General features: G+C 73.9%; 14 protein-coding genes. 2 read left to right on the top strand and 12 right to left on the bottom strand.

The window, feature by feature from the left end; translation table 11 throughout:
* Positions 1-776: 776 nt before the first annotated feature.
* Positions 777-2,051 (bottom strand): tyrosine--tRNA ligase, encoded by a 1,275-nt coding sequence (gene tyrS, locus KJS59_RS24965; protein ID WP_213455408.1) that lies wholly within the window; start codon positions 2,049-2,051, stop codon positions 777-779.
* A gap of 48 nt (positions 2,052-2,099) precedes the next feature.
* On the opposite strand from tyrS, the gene KJS59_RS24960 reads away from it, so the two are divergent.
* On the top strand, positions 2,100-2,765 hold the full coding sequence (locus KJS59_RS24960) for an SDR family oxidoreductase (protein ID WP_213455407.1): 666 nt from the start codon (positions 2,100-2,102) through the stop codon (positions 2,763-2,765).
* A gap of 196 nt (positions 2,766-2,961) precedes the next feature.
* On the opposite strand, the gene KJS59_RS24955 is transcribed toward KJS59_RS24960, so the two are convergent.
* Positions 2,962-4,131 (bottom strand): trans-sulfuration enzyme family protein, encoded by a 1,170-nt coding sequence (locus KJS59_RS24955; protein WP_213455406.1) that lies wholly within the window; start codon positions 4,129-4,131, stop codon positions 2,962-2,964.
* Between the two features lie 137 nt (positions 4,132-4,268).
* On the opposite strand from KJS59_RS24955, the gene recQ reads away from it, so the two are divergent.
* Complete coding sequence (gene recQ / locus KJS59_RS24950; protein WP_213455409.1) at positions 4,269-6,101, top strand: DNA helicase RecQ; 1,833 nt, start codon at positions 4,269-4,271, stop codon at positions 6,099-6,101.
* Positions 6,102-6,121: 20 nt separating this feature from the next.
* Here recQ and KJS59_RS24945 read toward each other — a convergent pair whose 3' ends face one another.
* The 10 genes from KJS59_RS24945 to KJS59_RS24900 all read right to left on the bottom strand — a co-directional run bounded on the left by KJS59_RS24945 (position 6,122) and on the right by KJS59_RS24900 (position 16,978).
* Complete coding sequence (locus KJS59_RS24945) at positions 6,122-6,760, bottom strand: DNA-3-methyladenine glycosylase (RefSeq protein ID WP_213455405.1); 639 nt, start codon at positions 6,758-6,760, stop codon at positions 6,122-6,124.
* Positions 6,730-8,172 (bottom strand): argininosuccinate lyase, encoded by a 1,443-nt coding sequence (argH, locus tag KJS59_RS24940; RefSeq protein WP_213455404.1) that lies wholly within the window; start codon positions 8,170-8,172, stop codon positions 6,730-6,732. Before argH ends, KJS59_RS24945 begins: the two co-directional genes overlap by 31 nt.
* A 17-nt stretch (positions 8,173-8,189) precedes the next feature.
* Complete coding sequence (locus tag KJS59_RS24935; protein WP_213455403.1) at positions 8,190-9,392, bottom strand: argininosuccinate synthase; 1,203 nt, start codon at positions 9,390-9,392, stop codon at positions 8,190-8,192.
* A complete protein-coding gene (locus KJS59_RS24930) occupies positions 9,389-9,940 on the bottom strand; it encodes an arginine repressor (RefSeq protein ID WP_213455402.1) in 552 nt (183 codons plus the stop codon). The genes KJS59_RS24935 and KJS59_RS24930 overlap by 4 nt, the downstream gene beginning before the upstream one ends.
* Positions 9,937-10,899 (bottom strand): ornithine carbamoyltransferase, encoded by a 963-nt coding sequence (gene argF / locus KJS59_RS24925; protein WP_213455401.1) that lies wholly within the window; start codon positions 10,897-10,899, stop codon positions 9,937-9,939. Before argF ends, KJS59_RS24930 begins: the two co-directional genes overlap by 4 nt.
* The gene (locus KJS59_RS24920; protein WP_213455400.1) at positions 10,896-12,077 is read right to left on the bottom strand and encodes an acetylornithine transaminase; all 1,182 of its coding nucleotides are present in this window, start codon (positions 12,075-12,077) and stop codon (positions 10,896-10,898) included. Before KJS59_RS24920 ends, argF begins: the two co-directional genes overlap by 4 nt.
* Complete coding sequence (gene argB, locus KJS59_RS24915) at positions 12,074-12,982, bottom strand: acetylglutamate kinase (RefSeq protein WP_213455399.1); 909 nt, start codon at positions 12,980-12,982, stop codon at positions 12,074-12,076. The genes KJS59_RS24920 and argB overlap by 4 nt, the downstream gene beginning before the upstream one ends.
* Positions 12,979-14,145, bottom strand: a complete 1,167-nt coding sequence (argJ, locus tag KJS59_RS24910) for a bifunctional glutamate N-acetyltransferase/amino-acid acetyltransferase ArgJ (protein ID WP_213455398.1) — start codon at positions 14,143-14,145, stop codon at positions 12,979-12,981. The genes argB and argJ overlap by 4 nt, the downstream gene beginning before the upstream one ends.
* Positions 14,146-14,482: 337 nt before the next feature.
* The gene (argC, locus tag KJS59_RS24905) at positions 14,483-15,493 is read right to left on the bottom strand and encodes an N-acetyl-gamma-glutamyl-phosphate reductase (protein ID WP_213455397.1); all 1,011 of its coding nucleotides are present in this window, start codon (positions 15,491-15,493) and stop codon (positions 14,483-14,485) included.
* A 75-nt stretch (positions 15,494-15,568) separates the two neighbouring features.
* The gene (locus KJS59_RS24900; protein WP_213455396.1) at positions 15,569-16,978 is read right to left on the bottom strand and encodes a hypothetical protein; all 1,410 of its coding nucleotides are present in this window, start codon (positions 16,976-16,978) and stop codon (positions 15,569-15,571) included.
* Between the last annotated feature and the right edge of the window lie 63 nt (positions 16,979-17,041).

Genomic DNA, 17,041 nt, shown 5'->3' with positions numbered 1-17,041 from the left:
CTCGCTCTACGTTACCCGACCGTTTCCGCCTTGTCAATCCGGTATATCCCGGTCCGATCGGAAACGAACGGATTGTCCCCTTCGAACGCGACAGACTACCGTCCGTCACGATCTTCGGGAGACTTGGCAGGCCGGCCGCCGAGGATTTCAACCCTCTGGCTCGCCCGGTTCCCTGCCGGTTTTTGCCACCTTACCCGGTCGTTCTCGCGGCTCCAAATCGGCCCCGCCTCGCCCGGCAACCCCAGCAGGCCCGGCCGATTCGTCCGGTCCCCCGCGGGGCAGAGAGAAACGTACGTGGTCGCCAGCCGGTCGTCAAACTCAGTGGCCATGGCCCCGGTCACACCGGGAGCGGCGCGTTCGGTCCGGCGACCCGGCGCGTCCCCGAAGCGGACGCCGGGCCACACCGCGGCAACCGGGGCGCGCGAGCTGCGCTCGCCAGCGAGCGCGGGTCTCGCGCGCTCGATCGCGCGTGCGCTGCGCCTGTACGCGCGCGGCTACGTCAGAGATCTTGGTTAGGATATGGGCGGAAAACGGCTGATCCGTACCAAGATCTGCGACTGGGTCCGGCGCGGGACCGTGCCGCGGCCAGGGCGAGCACGGACCGGGGCAACCCGAGGGTGGTTGGTCGGCGGAGAGAGAGCAGGCCACCGCGCAACCCCTGGTGTTTCCTATGCGGAAGCAGCAACGCGGCAAAGCGCTGCCTCCTCCACCACCAGCAGGGCCGGGTAAACGCCAGGCACGCCCGGCAACGACCGGCGGCCGCAACTGCCCGAGAATCAGACGACCTCGACCCCGGCGATGGTCCGCTTGCCACGGCGCAGGACGAGGAAGCGGCCGTGCAGCAGCGCCTCGGGCGACACCTCGGCGGCCGGGTCGGTGACCCGCTCGTTGTTCAGGTACGCCCCGCCCTCGGTGATCGTCCGGCGGGCCTCGTTGGCGCTGGCCACCACGCCGGCATCCCGCAGCAGCGTGGCCACCGGCGGCAGCGGGCCGCTGACCTGGAGCAGGCCGGCCTCGCTGAGCGCGGCGCGGAGCGTGGCGGGCTCGAGGTCGGTCAGCGACGCGCGGCCGAACAGCGCCTGGCTGGCCGCCTGCGCCTCGGTGCACTCGCGCTCGCCGTGCACCAGGGTGGTCAGCTCCTCCGCCAGGGTGCGCTGCGCGGTCCGGGCCGCCGGGCGGTCGGCGGTGGCCTTCTCCAGCGCCTCGATCTCCTCATGCGAGCGGAAGCTGAAGAACCGCAGGTAGCGGTCGACGTCCCGGTCGTCCGCGTTCAGCCAGAACTGGTAGAACGCGTACGGGCTGGTCAGCTGCGGGTCGAGCCAGACGGAGCCGCCCTCGGTCTTGCCGAACTTGGTGCCGTCCGACTTGGTGACCAGCGGCGTGGTCAACGCGTGCACCGGTCCGGCGCCGCGGCGGCGGACGTAGTCCACCCCGGCGGTGATGTTGCCCCACTGGTCGGAGCCGCCGAACTGGAGCGTGCAGCCGTGCCGGCGGTGCAGCTCGAAGTAGTCGTTGGCCTGGATCAGCTGGTAGCTGAACTCGGTGAAGCTGATGCCGCTGTCCAGCCGCGCCCGCACCACCTCGCGCGCGAGCATCCGGTTCACCGGGAAGTGCTTGCCGACGTCGCGCAGGAAGTCGACCACGGACATCGCACCGGTCCAGTCCAGGTTGTTGACCAGCGTGGCGGCGTTGTCGCCGGTGTAGGTCACGAACGGCGCGAGCTGGTCGTGGATGCGCTCCACCCAGCCGGCGACGACCTCCGGCGGGTTCATGACCCGCTCGCCGGCCTCCTTCGGGTCCCCGATCTGACCGGTGGCGCCGCCGACCAGCAGCAGCGGCCGGTGGCCCGCCTGCTGCAGGCGCCGCGCGGTGAGCACCTGCATCAGGTGGCCCACGTGCAGGCTGGCGGCGGTGGGGTCGAAGCCGACATAGAAGGTGACCGACCCGCCCCGCAGGTGGGCGCGCAGCTCGTCGAGGTCGGTGGAGTCGTGGATCAGGCCACGCCACATCAGGTCATCGATCAGCTCGGTCACCGCTCGATTCTCCCCCATGGCCGGTACGGTCCCGCACCCGGTTTCGGTTCCGCCAAGATGGAGCGTATGCGCGTTGTCATCGCCGGTGGACACGGGAAGATCGCCATGCGCCTGGAACGGCTGCTCGCCGCCCGGGGCGACGCGGTCACCGGGCTGATCCGCAACCCCATACAGGAGGACGACGTGCGGGCGACGGGCGCGATGCCGGTGGTCGCGGACCTGGAGGCCATCGACGCGGGGGCCCTGTCGTTCCTGCTGGCCGGCGCGGACGCGGTCGTGTTCGCCGCCGGAGCGGGGCCGGGCAGCGGCATCCCCCGCAAGGACACCGTCGACCGGGCCGCCGCGATCCTGCTCGCGGACGCGGCCGAGCGCGCCGGCATCCGCCGGTACCTGCTGGTCTCCTCGATGGGCGTGGGCGCACAGCCGCGCCCGGGCAGGGCCGGGGCGGACGAGGTGTTCGCCGCGTACCTGCGGGCGAAGACCGCCGCCGAGGAGGAGTTGCGCCCGCGCGACCTGGACCTGACGGTACTGCGCCCGGGTGCCCTGACCGACGAGCCCGGCACCGGGCGGGTGCGCCTGGCGTCGTGGGTGCCGCGGGGGCGGGTCAGCCGGGACGACGTGGCCGAGGTGCTGCGCGAACTGCTGGACACGCCGGCCAGCGCGGGGCTCACCCTCGAACTGGTGGCGGGCGACACGCCCATTCCCGCGGCGATCAACGCCACCTTCTCCTGAGCACGGCCCCGCCACCGGCCGCGGCGTCGCCGCCGGCGGCGCCCGCGCAGGCAAGCGCCAACCCCGGCAGTGCCCGCCCGCCGACACTCACCGCGGTAGCGCTCATCCCAGCAGCGCCCGCCCACCGGCACCCACCCGCGACAGCGCCCACCCCAGCAGCACCCGCCCACCGGCAGCCCCCAGCGTGCGGCGGCGCTTACGCGGGCAGTGCCTGGGCGAGGTCCGCGATGATGTCCGCCGGCTCCTCCAGGCCCACCGCGAGGCGCAGCAGCGCCGGTGAGATGCCGGCCGCCTCGATCTGCTCCGGGCTCTGGTGGGCGAAGATCAGCGAGGCGGGGTGGGTGATCAGGGTTTCGATGCCGCCGAAGCTCACCGCGGTGCGCGTGAGGCGGGCGGCGCGCAGGACGCCGGTCGCCGCCGCGAGGCCGTCGCGCAGTTCGAAGCTCAGGACGCCGCCGAAGCCGCGCATCTGCCGCCTCGCCAGGTCGTGCTGGGGGTGGTCGGGCAACCCCGGGTAGTGGACGGCCGACACGGCCGGGTGCTGCGCCAGGAATTCCGCGACCGCCTGCGCCGACGCGTTGTGGCGGGCCATGCGCAGCGGGAACGTGCGCAGCCCGCGGGCCAGCAGCCAGGCCTCGAACGGGTGGCAGACCGGGCCCTGCACGCGGGCCACCTCCCACGCCTCGGCGACCAGGTCGGCCCGGCCGGTGACCACGCCGGCGGTGACGTCGCTGTGCCCGTTCAGGTACTTGGTGGCGGACTGGACGACCAGGTCGACGCCCAGGTCCAGCGGGGTGGTGTTGTACGGCGTCGCGAACGTGTTGTCGGTGATCACGACGGCGCCGTGCCGGTGCGCGGCCTCGGCGACCGCGGCCAGGTCGGTGAGCGCGAGCAGCGGGTTGCTGGGCGTCTCCGTGTAGACCACCGCCGTTCCGGGGCCGATCGCCGCGGTCAGGGCCGCCGGGTCGGTCTGCTCCACGAGGGTGACGCGCACGCCGTACCGGGGCAGTTGCTCGGTCAGCAGGGTCAGCGCGCCGGTGTAGTGGGTGGTCTGCGCCACCACGTGGTCCCCGGCGCGCACCCGGGACAGCAGCGCCACCGTGACCGCCGCCATGCCGCTGCCCACCAGCAGGGCGGCCTCGGCGCCGTCCAGGTCCCGCAGCATCGCCTCCGCGAGCTTCGCGTTCGGTGACCCGTACCGCGTGTAGCAGGCGGACGGGGCGACGGCGGCCGCGATCTCGGCGGCGCGGGCGTCCCGCGGCAGTTCGTAGGTGCTGGCCTGGAAGATCGGCGGGGCGACGGAGGCGCCGGGCAGGGGCGCGTCGAGGGCCGGATGGATCAGATCGGTCATGCTGGCTCGGGTCATCCAGGCACGATAGGGCGCTGACCTGGCCCGCCATCGCCGCCTCGCCCACGCCGGCGGCACGGCGAGATGCAGAACACCGGGTGACCACCGTGGGCGCCGGGCCCGTCGGTGGCCGGGCCTAGACTGCCCCCGTGGACTTGGCCGGTGCGGAGCGGGTGGACGAGGCCGCGGCGGTGCTGCGGCGGGTGTTCGGGTACGACGCGTTCCGGGGCGGGCAGCGGCAGATCATCGATCACCTGATCGGCGGCGGCGACGCGCTCGTGCTGATGCCCACCGGCGGCGGCAAGTCGCTGTGCTACCAGATCCCGGCGCTGGTGCGCCCCGGCGTCGGGGTGGTCATCTCGCCGCTGATCGCCCTCATGCAGGACCAGGTGGACGCGCTGCGCGCGCTGGGTGTCCGGGCCGCGTTCGTGAACTCGACGCAGGATCTGGACACCCGGCGCCTGGTCGAGGCGGAGTTCCTGGCCGGCGAGTTGGACCTGCTCTACCTGGCGCCGGAGGCGCTCGCCTCGGTGGGCACCCTCCGGCTGCTGGAGCGGGGCAAGATCTCGCTGTTCGCCATCGACGAGGCTCACTGTGTGTCGCAGTGGGGCCACGACTTCCGCCCGGACTACCTGGCGCTGTCGATGCTGCACGAGCGCTGGCCGGAGGTGCCCCGGATCGCACTGACCGCGACCGCCACCTCGGCCACCCGCCGGGAGATCGCGACCCGGCTGCGGCTGGCCGAGGCGCGGCACTTCGTGGCCAGCTTCGACCGGCCCAACATCCAGTACCGGATCGTGTCGAAGAACGAGCCGCGCAGGCAACTGATGACTCTGCTGCGCACCGAGCACGCCGGGGAGGCCGGGATCGTGTACTGCCTGTCCCGGGCGTCCGTGGAGAAGACCGCCGAGTTCCTCACCGCGCAGGGCATCTCGGCGCTGCCGTACCACGCCGGCCTGGACGCCGCGACCCGCGTCACGAACCAGGCGCGCTTCCTGCGCGAGGACGGCGTGGTGATGGTCGCGACGATCGCGTTCGGCATGGGCATCGACAAGCCCGACGTGCGTTTCGTCGCCCACCTGGACCTGCCCAAGTCGGTGGAGGGGTACTACCAGGAGACCGGCCGGGCCGGGCGGGACGGGCTGCCGTCCACGGCCTGGCTGGCGTACGGGCTGCAGGACGTGGTGCAACAGCGCAAGCTGATCGACACGTCGGAGGGCGACGCCGCCCACCGCCGGTCGCTGGCCGGGCACCTGGACGCGATGCTGGCGCTGTGCGAGACGGTCGAGTGCCGGCGGGTGCAGATGCTCGCCTACTTCGGCGAGACCAGTTCGCCGTGCGGCAACTGCGACACCTGCCTGAACCCGCCCGAGTCCTGGGACGGCACGGTCGCCGCGCAGAAGCTGCTGTCCACCGTGTACCGGCTGCACCGGGAGCGGAACCAGAAGTTCGGCGCCGGCCAGTGCGTCGACATCCTGCTCGGGCGCCAGACCGAGAAGGTCCGCCAGTGGCGGCACGACGAGTTGACCGTCTTCGGCATCGGCGCGGAACTGCGCGAGGCCGAGTGGCGGGGGGTCATCCGGCAACTGCTCGCGCAGGGGCTGCTGGCCGTCGAGGGCGACTACGGCACGCTCGTGCTCACCGAGTCCAGCGGGGAGGTGCTGGGTCGCCGGCGGCAGGTCATGATGCGCCGCGAACCCGAGCGGAAGGCCGCGCCCCGGGCGGCGAAGGCCCGCCCGGCGGCCGCCGAACTGCCCGCGGCCGCGGCGCCGCTGTTCGAGCGGCTGCGCGCCTGGCGGGCGGCGATGGCCAAGGAGCAGGGCGTCCCCGCGTACGTCATCTTCCACGACGCGACGCTGCGGCAGATCGCCACCGAGGCGCCGACGACGCTGGCCCGGTTGGGCACGGTCAGCGGGGTCGGCGAGAGCAAGCTCGCCAAGTTCGGGGCCGCCATTCTCGAGGTCGTGTCGGCCGCCCACGCCGGCTGACGCGCGGAACCGCGCCGAGCCTACTTCGGCGCGCTACGCCGCTTCGGGACGTGGCGGCGGTAGGTGCTGACGGTCGGGTCGCCGGCGATCCAGAAGCGCCAGGGCAGGTCGTGGGCGCCGGTGACGCCGACCCGGGGGCCGGTGGCGATCTGGTCGGGCGCGACCGGCAGCGGCGGCGGCGCCAGGCGCACGGGGCTGCGCTCGTCCAGCAGGTAAAGGCCGTACGCGGAGCGGTCGATGCCGAGCGTCGCGCACAGGCGGGCCGGGCCCTTGGCGAGGTCGGCGTCGCGGCGGGCGGCCGGGCGGCGGGAGCGGGCGGTCTCCAGCCCGTCGAGGACGAGGCCGGCGCGGAGCAGGACCGCCGAGGCGGTGCCGGGAACGCCGGTCACGACGTTCATGCACCAGTGCATGCCGTACGTGAAGTAGACGTACGCGTAGCCGGCCGGGCCGAACATGACGGCGTTGCGGGCGGTGCGGCCGCGGTGGGCGTGGGAGGCGGGATCCTCGCCGGTCCCGGCGTACGCCTCGACCTCGGTGAGGCGCACGGACACGCCGCCGGCCGTCAGGACGCAGCCCAGCAACGATCGGGCGGCGTCCTGGACGGGACCGGACAGCGCGGCGGGCAGGGTCAGCGCGGCACCACCCGCTCCGAGGCCCACTCACGCCAGGCGACGAGCCGGTCGCCGGCGGCGGCGAGCTGGTCCGCGACCGGGCCGGGGCCGGTGGAGCCGGGGGTGGTGCGGGCGGCGAGGGCGGACCGGACCGACAGCACGTCGCGGACCTCGGGCGTCAGCGCCGGGGAGACCGCGAGCAGGTCGCCGTCGGTCAGCTCGTCGAGGGCGCAGTCCCGGGCCACGCAGAGCGCGACGAGCTGGCCGGTGATCTCGTGGGCGTCGCGGAACGGCACGCCGCGGCGGACCAGCCAGTCGGCGATCTCGGTGGCCAGGGTGTAGCCGCGGGGGGCGGCGGCGGCCAGCCGGTCCACCCGGACGGTCATCGTGGACACCATGCCGGCCAGGGCGGGCAGGACCAGTTCGAGGGTGTCCACCGCGTCGAAGGCCGGCTCCTTGTCCTCCTGCATGTCCCGGTCGTAGGACAGCGGCAGTCCCTTGAGCATGGTCAGCACGGTGACCAGCCCGCCGATGAGCCGGCCGGCCTTGCCGCGGGCCAGCTCGGCGATGTCCGCGTTCTTCTTCTGCGGCATGATCGACGACCCGGTGGCGAACGCGTCGTCCAGCTCGACCCAGCCGAACTCCTGGGTGGTCCAGAGCACCAGTTCCTCGCCGAGGCGGGACAGGTGCACCCCGATCAGCGCGGTGACGAACAGGAACTCGGCGACGAAGTCGCGGTCGGCGACCGCGTCCATCGAGTTGGGGGCGGCCGCCTCGAAGCCCAGTTCCTTGGCGACGCGGATCGGGTCCAGCGGCAGCGACGAGCCGGCCAGCGCACCGGCGCCGAGAGGGCTGACCGCGCAGCGCCGGTCCCAGTCGCGCAGCCGGTCCAGGTCCCGCAGCAGGGGCTGGACGTGCGCGAGGAGCTGGTGGCCGAAGGTGACCGGCTGGGCGTGCTGGAGGTGCGTCATCCCGGGCGCCGGGGTGTCGACGTGCCGGGCGGCCTGCTCGGTCAGCGCGTCGGCCAGCTCGACCAGCCGCCCGGCCACGCCGCGGGCGTGGTCGCGCAGGTACAGCCGCAGGTCGGTGGCGACCTGGTCGTTGCGGGACCGGCCGGCGCGCAGCTTGCCGCCGAGCGCGCCGAGCCGTTCCAGCAGGCCGCGTTCGAGCGCGGTGTGCACGTCCTCGTCGTCGACGGTGGGGCGGAACGACCCGGAGGCGCAGGCGGCCTCCAGGTCGTCCAGGGCGGCCAGCATCCGGCCCAGCTCGTCCGCGTCGAGCAGGCCGGCCCCGGCCAGCACGCGCGCGTGCGCCCGGGAGGCGGCCAGGTCGTACGGGGCGAGTCGCCAGTCGAACTGGACGCTGACCGACAGCCGGGCCAGGGCCTCCGCCGGGGAGCCGGCGAACCGGCCGCCCCACAGTCGGGTCGGGTTGTCGGTCTGTTCGGTCACGGCCGCCATTCTGCCCACCGTCTCGATCACTTGCCCAGGCGGGTGTCCCGGGCCGCCGCCATCCGGCTCGGCAACCCGAACAACTGCACGAAACCCTTGGCCAGCGACTGGTCGAACGTGTCACCCGTGTCGTAGGTGGCCATCCCGAAGTCGTACAGGCTGGCCTCGCTGCGTCGGCCCGTCACGGTCGCCCGCCCGCCGTGCAGCACCACCCGGACGTCGCCGCTGACGTGCTGCTGCGCGGAGTCGATGAACGCGTCCAGGGAGTCCTTCAGCGGGGAGAACCACAGGCCGTCGTAGACCAGTTCGGCCCAGCGCTGGTCCACGCCACGCTTGAACCGGGCCAGGTCCCGCTCCACGGTGACGTTCTCCAGTTCCTGGTGCGCGGCGATCAGCGCGATCGCGCCGGGCGCCTCGTACACCTCGCGGCTCTTGATGCCGACCAGCCGGTCCTCGACCATGTCGAGGCGGCCCACGCCCTGCGCCCCGGCGCGCCGGTTCAGCTCCAGGACCGCCTGGAGCGGGGTGACGGTCTCGCCGTCGACGGCCACCGGCACGCCGGCGTCGAAGGTGACGACGACCTCGTCGGGGTCGCGGGGGGCGGTGGGGTCCGCGGTGTAGCTGTAGAGATCCTCGATCGGGGCGTTCCAGATGTCCTCCAGGAACCCGGTCTCCACGGCCCGGCCCCACAGGTTCTGGTCGATCGAGTACGGGGACTTGGCGGTCACGTCGATCGGCAGGCCCTTGCCCTGGGCGTACTCGATGGCCTTGTCGCGGGTCCAGGCGAAGTCCCGGGCCGGGGCGATGACCTTCAGGTCGGGGGCGAGCGCGCCCAGGCCGATCTCGAAGCGGACCTGGTCGTTGCCCTTGCCGGTGCAGCCGTGCGAGACGATCGTGCCGCCGTGCTTGCGGGCCGCCGCGACCAGGTGCTTGACGATCAGCGGCCGGCTCAGCGCGGAGACCAGCGGGTACCGGTCCATGTAGAGGGCGTTGGCGCGCAGCGCGGGGACGCAGTACTCGGCGGCGAACTCCTCGCGGGCGTCCACCACCTCCGCCTCGACGGCGCCGCATTCGAGCGCCCGCTTGCGGATGACCTCCATGTCCTCGCCGCCCTGCCCGACGTCGAGGGCGACCGCGATCACCTCGGCGCCGGTCTGCTCGGCCAGGTACGGGATCGCGACGGACGTGTCCAGCCCGCCGGAGTAGGCCAGGACGACCCGCTCGCTCATTGTTCGGTACCCCTCTCTGCTGATCTCATCTTGTCGGCAGGCCCTTCCAATGGCTCTGCTTCGCGGCCGCCCCAGTCGGCCAGTCGCGCGGCCAGGGCGGCGCCGGTGAGCGGCTCGCGTGCCACGACGAGGATGGTGTCGTCGCCGGCGATGGTGCCGACGACCTCCGGCAGGCCCGAGCGGTCCAGCGCGCTGGCCAGGAACTGCGCCGCACCGGGTGGGGTGCGCAGCACGGCCAGGTTGCCGCTGGAGTCGGTGCCGGTGAGCAGTTCCCGGAGCAGGCGGACCAGCCGGGACGGCGCCTGCTGCGCCGGGCGCAGCGGGGGCCTGCCCTCCTCCGGGATGAGGTAGGTGGCCGGGCCGCCGTCGGTGCCGCGCACCTTGACCGCGCCCAACTCCTCCAGGTCCCGGGAGAGGGTGGCCTGGGTGACGGCGATGCCGTCGGTGCCGAGCAACTCGACCAGCTCGGTCTGCGAGCGGACCGACTTGTCCCGGATCAGCTCGGTGATGCGGGCGTGCCGGGCCGCCTTGGTCATGGGCGCGGTCACGTTCGCGCCTCCGGTCGTTCGGGGGGCACCGCACCGGACGCCTCCGCCAGCAGCCAGGCCATGATCGCCTTCTGCGCGTGCAGCCGGTTCTCGGCCTCGTCGAACACCGCGCTGCGGGTGCCGTCGAGCACGTCGTCGGTGATCTCCTCGCCGCGGTGCGCCGGCAGGCAGTGCAGCACGATCGCCTCCGGGTCGGCCGCCATGAGCAGCTCCTTGTTGACCTGGTACGGCCAGAACGGGGTGCGCCGGTCGCGCCCGTCGCCCTCGTGCCCCATCGACGTCCAGGTGTCCGTGGCGATCACGTGGGCGCCGTCCACCGCCTCGTACGGGTCCCGCAGGACCTGCACCGTGCCGCCGGTCCAGGCCGCGATCTCCTCGGCGCGCGAGACGACCGCGGCGGACGGGTCGAAGCCGGCCGGACCGGCGACCCGTACGCGCATGCCGGCGGTGGCACCGGCCAGCAGGTACGAGTGGGCCATGTTGTTGCCGGCGTCGCCCACGTACGCCAGTGCCCGCCCGGCGGTGCCGCCGCACCACTCCCGCACGGTCAGCAGGTCCGCCAGCAACTGGCAGGGGTGGAAGCCGTCGGTCAGCGCGTTGATCACCGGTACGGTGGCGCCGGAGGCGATCTCCGCGATCCGCTCGTCGCCGAAGGTGCGCAGCACGATCGCGGAGACGTACCGGGACAGCACCCGCCCGGTGTCGGCGAGCGTCTCGCCCCGGCCCAGGTGCGTGCCCTGGCTGTCCACCACGATCGGGTTGCCGCCCAGGTCGGCGACGCCCACGTCGAAGGAGAGCCGGGTGCGCAGGCTCGGCTTGTCGAACACCACCGCCACCGACCGCGGGCCGGCGAGGGGGCGGTGGGCGTACCGGTCGGCCTTCATCGCGGCGGCGAGATCGAGGACCTCCGCCTGCTCGGCCGGGCTCAGGTCGTCGTCCCGCAGGAAGTGCCGGATCATGCGGCCACCTCCCCCGCTGCCCGGTCGAGTGCCTGCTTGAGGGCCCGGACGAACGCGTCGGCCTGCTCGGTGGTGAGGATCAGCGGCGGCGCCAGCCGCAGCACGCCGGGCTGCACCGGGTTGACCAGGAAGCCGGCGTCCCGCAGCGCGGCGGCCAGGGAAGCCGACCGGGGTTCGGTCAGCTCGACGCCGAGCAGCAGCCCGGCGCCGCGCACGCCGGCGACCAGCGGACTGCCCAGCGCCTCGACGCCGCGCCGGATCCGCTCACCGACCCGCTTCACGTGGTCCAGCAGGCCCTCGTTGGCGATCGTGGAGATCACCGCGAGGGCGGCGGCGCAACTGACCGGGTTGCCGCCGAACGTGCTGCCGTGCAGGCCCGGGGTGAGCAGGTCGGCGGCGCGGCCGAAGGCGAGGCAGGCGCCGATCGGCAGGCCGCCGCCGAGCCCCTTGGCGAGCGTGATGACGTCCGGCTCGACGCCGTCGGCCTGGGAGGCGAACCAGTGGCCGGTGCGCCCGACGCCGGTCTGCACCTCGTCCAGGACCAGCAGCGTGCCGGCCGCGGCGGTGATCTCCCGGGCCGCGGCCAGGTACCCCGGCGGCGGGACGACCACGCCGTTCTCGCCCTGGATCGGCTCCAGGATCACCATGGCGGTCTGGTCGGTGACCGCCGCCGCGAGCGCGGCCGCGTCGCCGTAGGGGACGTGCGTCACCGGACCGGGCAGCGGCCGGAACGGCTGCGCCTTGGTGGGCTGGCCGGTCAGGGCGAGGGCGCCCATCGTGCGGCCGTGGAAGCCGCCCTCGGTGGCGACCGCGTGGGTGCGCCCGGTCAGCCGGGACAGCTTGAAGGCGGCCTCGTTGGCCTCGGCGCCGGAGTTGCCGAAGAACACCCGGCCCGGCCGCCCGGCCAGCGCCAGCAGCAGTTCGGCCAGCGCCACCGGCGGCTCGGCGACGAACAGGTTGGACACGTGCCCGAGGGTGCCGACCTGCCTGGTGACGGCGGCGACCACGGCCGGGTGGGCGTGGCCGAGCGCGTTCACCGCGATGCCGCCGAGCAGGTCCACGTAGGACTTGCCGGCCTCGTCCCAGACCACCGCGCCCTCGCCGCGCACCAGCGCCAGCGGGGGCGTCCCGTAGTTGTCCATCATGGAGTGTTGCCAGCGTTCGACGAGCCCGGTCATGCGGACGCTGTCCTCTCGTTCACGACCATGGTTCCGAACCCTTCCGAGGTGAAAACTTCCAGCAGCGTGGAGTGCGCGACGCGGCCGTCCACGACGTGCGCCGCGGGGACGCCGCCACGGACCGCGCGCAGGCACGCCTCCATCTTGGGCACCATCCCGGACTCCAGGGACGGCAACAACCACGCCAACTGGTCGGCGGTGACCTGCGAAACCAGGCTGTCCCGGTCCGGCCAGGCGGTGTAGAGGCCCGGCACGTCGGTGAGCACCACCAGCTTGCGGGCCCCCAGCGCGACCGCGAGCGCCGCCGCGGCGGTGTCCGCGTTCACGTTGTGCGGCACGCCGTCCGGGTCGGGGGCCACCGAGGAGATGACCGGGATCCGGCCGGCCCCGATCAGGTCCGCGACGGCGGAGACATCCACCTCGGCCACGTCGCCGACCCGGCCGACGTCGACCGGCTCACCGTTGACCGTCGCGCTGCGGCGCACCGCGGTGAACAGCTTCGCGTCCTCGCCGGACAGGCCCACCGCGAACGGGCCGTGCTCATTGATCAGGTTGACCAGTTCCCGGCCCACCTGGCCGACCAGGACCATCCGGACCACGTCCATCGCCTCGGGCGTGGTGACCCGCAGGCCGCCCCGGAACTCGCTGGCGATGCCCAGCCGCTTGAGCATCGACGAGATCTGCGGGCCGCCGCCGTGCACCACGACCGGCTTCAGCCCCGCGTACCGGAGGAAGACCATGTCCGCGGCGAAGGCGCTGCGCAGTTCCGGCTCGACCATGGCGTTGCCGCCGTACTTGACCACGACGGTGGCGCCGTGGAACCGGGCCAGCCACGGCAGCGCCTCGATCAGCGTGGCGGCCTTGGCCTGCGCCAGGGACTGGTCCCGGGTCAGCGCGGCCGTCACGACGAGTACGCCGAGTTCTCGTGCACGTACGCGTGCGACAGGTCCGTGGTCCGGATCGTGGCGGCGGCCGCACCGGCCCGCAGCGCGATCCGGATCGACACGTCCCGCCCCGACAGGTCCACCTTGGACCGGTCGTCCGCGGCGGCGCCGTCCCGGCAGATCGTCACGCCGTTGATGGTCACGTCGATCTCGTCCGGCTCGAACGCGGCGCTCGTGGTGCCCACCGCGGCGAGGATCCGCCCCCAGTTCGGGTCGTTGCCGAACAACGCCGTCTTGACCAGGTTGTTGCGGGCCACCGCGCGCCCCACCTCGACCGCGTCGTCCTCGCCGGCCGCGCCGGTCACCTCGATCGCGATGTGCTTGGTGGCGCCCTCCGCGTCCGCGATGAGCTGGCGGGCCAGGTCGTCGCAGGCGGCGGTGACCACCGCGGTCAGCTCCGCCAGACCCGGCTGGATGCCGGAGGCGCCGCTGGCCAGCAGCAGCACGGTGTCGTTGGTGGATAGGCAGCCGTCGACGTCGATCCGGTCGAAGGTGACCCGGCAGGCCGCGCGCAGCGCCACGTCCAGGGTCGCCGAGTCGGCGATCGCGTCGGTGGTCAGCACGCAGAGCATGGTCGCCAGGGCGGGGGCGAGCATGCCGGCGCCCTTGGCCATGCCGCCGACCGTCCAGCCGTCACCCCGCGCGGCGGCCACCTTCGGCACGGTGTCCGTCGTCATGATCGCCTCGGCGGCGTCCGCCCCGCCCTCCCGGGACAGCGCCCGGGCGGCGGCGCCGACGCCCGGCAGCAGCCGGTCCATCGGCAGCCGCTCCCCGATCAGGCCGGTCGAGCAGACGGCCACCTCGCCGGCGCCCAGCATCCGCCGCGGCGCGCGCAACGCCGCGGCCGTGTGCTCGGCGGTGGCGTGGGTGTCCTGGAAACCGGCCGGACCCGTGCACGCGTTGGCGCCGCCCGAGTTGAGCACCACCGCCCGCAGCACGCCGCCCTTGAGCACCTGCTGGCTCCACAGCACCGGCGCGGCCTTGACCCGGTTCGCGGTGAACACGCCGGCGGCGGTGGCGTCGGGCCCGTCGTTGACGACCAGGGCCACATCCTTCGCCCCGTTCGCCTTCACCCCGGCGGCCACCCCGGCCGCCCGAAAGCCCTTGGGAATCGTCACGCTCACAGAGTCGGCCTTTCGTTCACGACTGCGGTGCTTCCTCCGCGGCCACCGGCCGGCGCGCTCCGGGCGCTCCTCGCGCTCACAGAGTCGGCCTTTCGTTCACGACTGCGGTGCTTCCTCCGCGACCACCGGCCGGCGCGCTCCGGGCGCTCCTCGCGCTCACAGTGCCCGCCCTTCGTTCACGACTGCGGTGCTTCCTCCGCGACCACCGGCCGGCGCGCTCCGGGCGCTCCTCGCGCTCACAGTGCCCGCCCTTCGTTCACGACTGCGGTGCTTCCTCCGCGACCACCGGCCGGCGCCGCTCCGGGCGCTCCTCGCGCTCACAGAGCCCGCCCTTCGTTCACGGTGCGACTCCGTACGCGGACAGGCCCGTCGTCTCCGGCAGGCCGAGCATGATGTTGGCGCACTGGACCGCCTGGGCGGCCGCGCCGCGGCCCAGGTTGTCGATGGCGCTGACGACGATCACGCGACCGGAGTCGGCGTCGAGGGCGGCCTGCAGGTGCGCGGCGTTGGAGCCCAGGGTGGCCGCCGTGTGCGGCATGACCCCCTCGGGCAGCACCGTCACGAACGGGCTCGGGTCGTACGTGGCGATCAGGGCCTCGCGCACCGCGCCGAGCGAGACCGCGCCGGCCGGGCGGGCGGTGACCGTGGCCAGGATGCCCCGCGGCATCGGCGCCAGGATCGGGGTGAACGACAGCGAGCGCGCCCCGGTCGCCTGCTTGATCTCCGGGACGTGCTGGTGGGCGCCCACCTTGTACGGGGACAGGTCGCCCATCACCTCGCTGCCGAGCAGGTGGGCCTTGGCGGCCCGGCCGGCGCCGGAGGTGCCGGAGGCGGCGACCACCACCACGTCCTCGGGCTCGACCAGGCCGGCCGCGATCAGCGGCGCGAGCGCGAGGATCGTGGCGACCGCGTAGCAGCCGGTGTTGGCCACCCGCTCGGCGACGACGATCTTCTCGCGCTGGCCGGGCAGTTCGGGCAGCCCGTAGGTCCAGGCGCCGGCGTGCTGGCCGCCGTAGTACCGGCTCCACGCCGCCGCGGCGGTGAGCCGGTGGTCGGCGCCCAGGTCGACCACCTTCACGCCGGGCGGAAGCTGGGCGGCCAGGGCGGCGGACTGCCCGTGCGGGAGGGCCAGGAACACCAGGTCGGCGTCGCTGAGCACGGCGGGGCCGGTCTCGGCGAGCACCATGTCCAGCCCGGTGAGCTGCGGGTGCGCCGCGGCCAGCGGGGTGCCGGCCTGGCTGTGCGCGGTGGCCGCGACGAGGTCCAGTTCGGGGTGCCCGGCGATCAGGCGGACCAGCTCACCGCCGGCGTACCCGCTCGCCCCCGCGACCGCCACTCGCGTCCCCATCGGCCACCTCCCGCATCCGTATGCGGGAGACTGTATCAAGATACATAGGGGATGGGCAATCGCGTATCGGCCGCGTCACCGCACCCGGTCGCACGGGATGTCCACGTACCACCACGAGTGTGTGTACCGGTACGTGGCGATGGGTTCGGCGGCGCAGGCGGCGGTGGCCCGCTCGACGATCCTGTCCCAGCCCAGGCTCTCCGCCCGGGTGTTGCCGCCGCGCAGGTTCACCCCGGTCACGACGGCCAGCAGCACGGCGAGGGCGAGCACCGGGTACCGCGAATGCGCCGACACCAGCCCGAGGCGCCGGGCCCGGTGCGGCAGCGGCTCGCCCGCCGGGCGGGGTCGGAGCAGGGCGGCCAGGGTCACGTACACCAGCAGCGCGACCGGGATCACGTACCGGGGCTGCACGCTGCCCATGTTGCCGATCTCGACGGCGAACACCGCGACGCTCGCCACGGCGGCGGCCGCGGCGAGGGGCCAGTGCGGGCGGGTCAGCCCGAGCGCCGCCACCGCGACGGCGGCGGCGACGACCAGCCAGGCCACCACGATCAACCCGACGTGGACGGCGGGGGACGGCACCGCCAGCGGCACCGGGTTGCCCGAGGCGTCGACGCCGGGACCGCCGAGCCACCGCTCCCCGAGGACCGCCCGGGGCACCGCGCGGGAGACGTAGGAACCGGCCATCCACAGCGGGTCGAGCCGGCGCTCGCCGATGCCGTCCCGGGTGGTGGCGCCGGTTGCCAGGCCGGCGAACTGGAGCGTGGCACCGGCGGCGTAGCAGAGCGCCATCGCCCGGGTGGTCCAGTCCCGGATCAGCACCAGCCGGGCCAGCAGCAGCGGCAGCAGCGTGACCGCGAGGATGCTGCTGGCCACCACGAACCCGGCGAGCAGGACGGCGGCGACCTTGCCGCCGCGGGTCGCGGGTCGCCACAGGAACACCCAGAACAGCGCGTACAACGCGGGGAACTGGAGGGTGGCCACGTCGTTGTCGGCCTGGGTGTGCGCCAGCGGGACGGCCACCACCGGGGCGGCGACCAGCAGGCGCAGCCACCACTGGGGCAGGAACGGCCGGCTCGCGACGAACGCCGTCGCCGCGAACGAGGCGAGCACCGCCGCGGCGAGCAGGCTCAGCACCGGCGCCGACCAGCGGACGCCGAACAGCACCGCCACCTCGGCCAGCAGGCGCGGGCCGAGGTGGTAGTAGCCGTTGAACGGGGTGAGCAGGGGTCCCGGCAGCGCCTCGGCGAACGCGCCGCTGAGGAACCGCTTGCCGTCCTCGATCCAGGTCGAGTTCAGCGCGCCCGGCCCGCCGGTGCGGGCGAGGCTGACCGCGATGCCGGCGAGCACCGCCAGCGCGCCGAGCCAGCGGGCGCGCCGGCTCGGCCTGGGCGGTGGGCCGGCCGGGTAGAGGGGCCGCCCGGCCGCCTCCGCCTCGACCGGCGCGGCTAGAGCCGTCCGTCCCGGACGGCTTGGGTGACCCATGGGATGACCTCGTCGAGCATCTCGTCGAGGGTGGTGGTGGCTTCGAAACCGAGCACCTCACGG

Source organism: Rhizomonospora bruguierae, assembly GCF_018397995.1.
GTDB classification, from domain to species: Bacteria; Actinomycetota; Actinomycetes; order Mycobacteriales; family Micromonosporaceae; genus Rhizomonospora; species Rhizomonospora bruguierae.
The sequence above is the reverse complement of the archived record's forward strand: the minus strand, read 5'-3'. Positions and strand labels throughout refer to the sequence as shown.

Bases quoted from the DNA above. Each gene is read 5' to 3' on its own strand.
- KJS59_RS24960 (WP_213455407.1), top strand. From the start codon at position 2,100: ATGCGCGTTGTCATCGCCGGTGGACACGGGAAGATCGCCATGCGCCTG.
- KJS59_RS24900 (WP_213455396.1), bottom strand. From the start codon at position 16,978: ATGGGTCACCCAAGCCGTCCGGGACGGACGGCTCTAGCCGCGCCGGTC.
- KJS59_RS24935 (WP_213455403.1), bottom strand. From the start codon at position 9,392: ATGAGCGAGCGGGTCGTCCTGGCCTACTCCGGCGGGCTGGACACGTCC.
- tyrS (WP_213455408.1), bottom strand. From the start codon at position 2,051: ATGGGGGAGAATCGAGCGGTGACCGAGCTGATCGATGACCTGATGTGG.
- KJS59_RS24955 (WP_213455406.1), bottom strand. From the start codon at position 4,131: ATGACCCGAGCCAGCATGACCGATCTGATCCATCCGGCCCTCGACGCG.
- argH (WP_213455404.1), bottom strand. From the start codon at position 8,172: ATGGCGGCCGTGACCGAACAGACCGACAACCCGACCCGACTGTGGGGC.
- argC (WP_213455397.1), bottom strand. From the start codon at position 15,493: ATGGGGACGCGAGTGGCGGTCGCGGGGGCGAGCGGGTACGCCGGCGGT.
- KJS59_RS24920 (WP_213455400.1), bottom strand. From the start codon at position 12,077: ATGACCGGGCTCGTCGAACGCTGGCAACACTCCATGATGGACAACTAC.
- argF (WP_213455401.1), bottom strand. From the start codon at position 10,899: ATGATCCGGCACTTCCTGCGGGACGACGACCTGAGCCCGGCCGAGCAG.